The sequence below is a fragment of the Microcystis sp. BLCC-F209 genome, assembly GCF_041928595.1.
In the GTDB taxonomy this organism is placed as follows: Bacteria; Cyanobacteriota; Cyanobacteriia; order Cyanobacteriales; family Microcystaceae; genus Microcystis.
In genome coordinates this window covers 1-5,044 of record NZ_JBHFLL010000143.1, presented here as the reverse complement: position 1 = coordinate 5,044, position 5,044 = coordinate 1, and the positions used below count along the sequence as shown (strand labels likewise).

The 5,044-nt window shown below is 45.1% G+C and carries 4 protein-coding genes and 2 pseudogenes; all 6 read left to right on the top strand.

The features are described 5' to 3' along the window. Positions 1-160: 160 nt before the first annotated feature. Positions 161-1,906, top strand: a complete 1,746-nt coding sequence (locus tag ACE1AQ_RS09105) for a diflavin flavoprotein (RefSeq protein ID WP_374808273.1) — start codon at positions 161-163, stop codon at positions 1,904-1,906. A gap of 121 nt (positions 1,907-2,027) precedes the next feature. Then, positions 2,028-2,804: a hypothetical protein gene (locus ACE1AQ_RS09100; RefSeq protein WP_008197886.1), complete on the top strand. Its 777-nt coding sequence runs from the start codon at positions 2,028-2,030 to the stop codon at positions 2,802-2,804. A 5-nt stretch (positions 2,805-2,809) separates the two neighbouring features. Beyond that, positions 2,810-3,082 carry a hypothetical protein gene (locus ACE1AQ_RS09095; RefSeq protein ID WP_008197884.1) on the top strand — a complete coding sequence of 91 codons (273 nt, stop codon included), beginning with the start codon at positions 2,810-2,812 and terminating at the stop codon, positions 3,080-3,082. 335 nt (positions 3,083-3,417) lie between these two features. Further along, on the top strand, positions 3,418-4,161 hold the full coding sequence (locus ACE1AQ_RS09090; protein WP_008197882.1) for a DUF1995 family protein: 744 nt from the start codon (positions 3,418-3,420) through the stop codon (positions 4,159-4,161). Positions 4,162-4,335: 174 nt separating this feature from the next. Continuing rightward, positions 4,336-4,698, top strand: a pseudogene (locus tag ACE1AQ_RS09085) (class I SAM-dependent DNA methyltransferase); the annotation flags it as partial. Between the two features lie 205 nt (positions 4,699-4,903). Beyond that, a pseudogene (locus ACE1AQ_RS09080) lies at positions 4,904-5,044 on the top strand (ISNCY family transposase); the annotation flags it as partial.

Sequence of the window (5,044 nt, the reverse complement as noted above, 5' to 3'; positions counted from 1 at the left end):
GTTATCAGTTATCAGTTATCAGTTATCAGTTATCAGTTATCAGTTATCAGTTATCAGTTATCAGTTATCAGTTATCAGTTATCAGTTATCAGTTATCAGTTATCAGTTATCAGTTATCAGTTATCAGTTATCAGTACAACTAATAACCAAATTAACAACTATGACCACTACTACCTTAATTCCCAATCCTGCTATCAATAATCGCTCCCGCGATGTTCAAACCGCAGAAATTGCCGATCAAACTTGGGTTTTTCGCTCTCGTACTTGGGACAGATTAAAATTTGAAATAGAATATGGTCGTCAACGGGGAACCACCGCTAATTCCTATCTTATCCGGGGCGATAAAACCGCATTAATCGATCCTCCCGGAGAATCCTTCACCGAAATTTATTTAGAAGAAATTCGTCAATATGTCCCCTTACATCGTCTCGATTATCTAATTCTCAGTCACGTTAATCCCAACCGTATCGTCACTTTAAAGGCATTATTAGCCGCAACCCATCAAATCACCATCCTCTGTTCTAAAGCTGCCGTCAATACCCTGAAAAATGCCTTGCCTGATGCCCAAATTGTGGGCATACGAACCGATGAAATCCTTGATTTAGGGCAGGGTCATCAACTCAGTTTTATTAATGTCCCTACCCCACGCTGGTCTGATGGAATCTGCACTTTTGACCAAAAAACCCAAATTTTATACAGCGATAAATTCTTTAGTGTGCATCTGTGCAGTGATGAGCTTTGGGATAAAAATTGGAAAGAATTAGACGCAGATCGTCGTTATTATTTTGATTGTCTCCATGCCGTGCAATCAAAACCAGTAGAAACGGCCCTCGACAAAATTAAAGAATTTCCTGCCCAATATTATGCACCTGCCCATGGTCCGATAATTCGTTATAGTCTTAGTCGTCTTGCCCACGATTATCGTTATTGGTGTCAAGAACAAAAAACTCGACCCCTACAAGTGGCTTTATTATATGCTTCTGCCTACGGAAATACTGCCACCCTGGCCCGCTCGATCGAACGAGGATTACTAGAAAATGATCTGGCCGTAGAATCAATAAATTGTGAGTTTGCCACCCCCGCCGAAATTAGTCAAGCGATCGAAAATTGTGACGGATTTATTATCGGTTCTCCCACCTTAGCCGGTCACGCTCCCACCCAGATCCAAACCGCTTTAGGAATCGTTCTTTCCACGGCAGCAAAAACTAAATTAGCTGGGGTTTTTGGTTCCTATGGTTGGAGTGGGGAAGCGGTAGATTTAATTGAAACTAAACTCAAAGATGCCAATTATCGCCTCGGTTTTGAATCCTTGCGCGTGCGTTTTAACCCCACAGAAAGCAGTTTACAGGCAGGTTATTTAGCCGGAGAAACCTTCGCCCACACCTTGAAAAAAACCAAAAAATTTCGGGTTCCCCAACAGGGAATGACCGAAACACAGATTGATCGCACTGCCCAGGCCGTTGGTCGGATCGTCGGTTCCCTCTGTGTTCTCACCAGTCGTCAGGGCGAGGCTCATGCTGGTTTCTTGACCTCTTGGGTATCCCAAGCCAGTTTTAACCCCCCGGGGCTAATTATCGCCGTTGCTGACGAACAAGCCGCCGATCGCCTAATTAACTCCGGAACCACTTTTACCTTGAATATTCTTAAGGAAGGGCGCAATTTACGCCGCCATTTTTCCAATTGCATCAAATCCGGCGGCGATGTCTTTATGGGATTAGAAACCCAAGTCGGGGAAAATGGCTGTCTGATTTTAAGCGAAAGTCTCGCCTATCTAGAGTGTACGGTCAAAGAGCGACAACTCTGTGGCGATCGCTGGTTAGTCTATGCCACCGTCGAGCGGGGTCAAGTTTTGGATGGTAACGGTGTCACCGCCATCGGTCATCGCAAATCCGGTAGTCAGTATTAAAACTGGACTGGGGGGGTCAAGTTCCTGACTTTCCCCCTATCATCGGCCTAGATTTCTGGGGAACAAATGTTATGTTAGTATCCAAGGTTGCCCGACCGGGCCATTTTGTCTTTGTTTCCCCATGAAAAAATTGCCGCTACTCCTATCGGTGGGGAGTGTTGCCTTATTGTTGGTGGGATGTCCAGCTTCCAACCAAGCTAATCAATCCCCACCACCCAGCCAAGAAACCCCCACCCCCCCTCCTAGTCCCCCAGCTGCCCCACCTGCCACCTTTAGGGGTGCCATGAAACCAGCCACCAAACCAACCCCCCCAAGGGTAGCAGCGGGATTGATTCCCGCTACCGATCCCGACCAAAAACGGGCAGAAATTAATCGCGGTCGCAGCGATCCCTTTGCCCCCTTTCCCCTACAACCAAATATTACAATTACAGTGGCGGAAAAACCCCCAGCTGGGACTCCGGCGGCCACCGCACCCGCAGCAATGGGCAATCGTTCCACCCCCGCAGCCGCAGCCACGGGCAATCGTTCCACCCCCGCAGCCGCACCCAGGGGCAATCCTCCCAACCCCGAACCACCGATAGTTAAAGGGCCGCCACCACCACCGCAACCGACAGAAGCGGAAGCAGTGCAAGTATCGGGCATCGTCCAGTTACCTACCACTGCCATGGCGATCGTGAAAGCCCCCGGAGAAGCCACGGAACGTCGAGTTATCCCCGGTTCTAGCCTCTCTAATGGTTTAATTTTAGTTAAAGCGATCAATACTAATCCCGACAATCCCTATATTGTCTTAGAACAATACGGTCAAACTATTACCCGTCGTTTAGGGGATGGTGTCCCCGAACCAGCCACCGCACCGCAAGCCTCGATCAGCTATAATGTTTCCGAATCAGGAGAATAAAACCCGTGCGATCGATTGCTATTCAACAAAAACAAACCATTATTTATCCCCAAATGCCCTTGGCTATCTATCGGGAGTTAGCCAGCCATTTACAACAGGTTCAGGGTGTGGAAACCCATCTAACTGCCCAGCAGTTCCAACAATTCGATTATCATCAAAGTCAGATCGGTAGTCTCGAAATTAACTATACTGAGACTTTTCAGGAAAGCGATCGCACTCTGGTTGCGGCAATTCTCGATTATTATGCCCAACGTCACGGCCCCTATCAGCTTTCCTAAGCTTTCTCTCCTCACCTTTTCCCCGATTACCGACTTTCTTCTTAAAAACTAAAAATATCTTATAGGATTTATCTTAATGCTGGGGATGATGCCAAATCTCCTCACACTTCATATAAACTTAAGTAGGGTTTGCGGCAAAAAGTACGGGCGAAGCATTCGGATAGAAAATCTACGGTTTCACCGATAGGTTATTGCCCGAATGCTTCGCCCCTACAGGACGTAGGGTTCATTCATGAATCAACCCTGCCTTTTATAAAAATTAAAATCTTTCTGATTTTAAGCCACCGACGCAGAGGTAGTCACTGATAACTGCTCACTGCTCACTGATAACTGAAATGACCCTACCCAATTCCCTAGAAGAAACGATCCTGCAAGCGAAAGCCGCCACCCAACTGGCTCTAGAATCGGGAGCTAGATGCGTACAAGTGGAATTAGTTATCCCAGAAATTGCCCTGCAAGCGCAAGCTTTAGCCCTTGATTTTACCTCTATTTTTGACAGTTATGGTTCTGGTTTAAGGGTAATTTTTCCCGATACCGGGGCCGCCATGTTAGCTCGACGGGATTGGGGAGAAACAGTTTTTCAACTGGGAGATTTAGGTAGTCGTTTTATTCCCATCGAAAACAAAATTAAGCCCGAAGATGAAGCTTTTTTAGTTGTTTGTCCCTCCTCGGTGGAGATTAATTCCGTAGAAAAACTCTGTAACTTGGCCGAAGATCGCCCCGTAGTTCTTCTAATTCCCCAATTGGAAGATGTATCGGTGGTGGGTATCGGTTACGCAGCCCGACAATTGCGAGAAAGATTTTTAAGTACCCTAGAAAGTTGTTATTATTTTCGTCCCTTGGAATCAGCGATCGTGTATCGTTCCTATCCTTCCTTGTGGCAAGTTTGGCTGGAAAAAGAAGACGGTTACGAGTTAATTTCCGAACAATCCACTAAACCCATGGGCGAAGCTTTAGAAAATCTGATTCTGAAAGCTTCTAGTAATAATCCTAATGATAGTTCTAATCCTGTTAATAAAGCCAAAAAGTCCGGTTTATTTGCCACTATGGGACGCTTCTTAAAAGCATTACAACAGTGACATACTCCCCCCGTCAAGCTAGGCTGTGACGGGGGATTTTTTCCCCATTGCTGTTAGAAATTCTTGGCTTCTACAGATTGACCTCGATTGCAACTTTTATCCTTCTATTTTAACCGATCATTTGGCAATGCTATAATTAAAATTAATCGGTAGTTTCCCTAGAGGTAAACTTTTATGATTGTCAATAAGCGAGAACTCAAACAAGCCTTAAATCGGGTGTACTTGAAAATCAAGCCTGAGGCTGAAACAATTCAGGTTTTTCAAGCTAATTTGACGCGCTTGTTGGAGCAATGTGACAGCAAAAAGTCCGAAGAGTTTAATAAAAATTTGCTGATAGATTTAAAAAAAAATACCTATTATACCGATCGCTATTTTATCAATACAAAAGAGCGCATTGATCTGGTGATTCATAATAACCAGGATGTTAAAAGTCCAGTGGGGGTCATTTTTGAGACTAAGAAGCCTACTCGGACAATAAATGCAGAAATGCCAAGACTGGATAATCTCAACACTAAGGCTTTTCAGCAGTTAGGGCTTGCTGAATAAAGGTCAAATGTAGGCAAGGTAAGGGTTTTGTGGCTTTTCTCGCTCCCACAGGTGCAAGATTTTGAGAGAATCGTGCTTCAAAACCTTGCGTCTTCATCGGCCCGCGTCCTGTAGGGGCGAAGCATTCGGACAATAACCTATCGGTGAAAAGGTAGATTTTCTATCCGAATGCTTCGCCCGTACTTATTCAGCAAACCCTAATTGTGGTTCTCACCATAGGATTAAGAATGGTTCTATTCATAATGGAAAACCCAAACGTCAATGTAAAGAGTGTGGTCGTCAGTTTGTGATCAATCCCACTAATAAAACCGTCTCTGACGAAACCAAACAATTAATT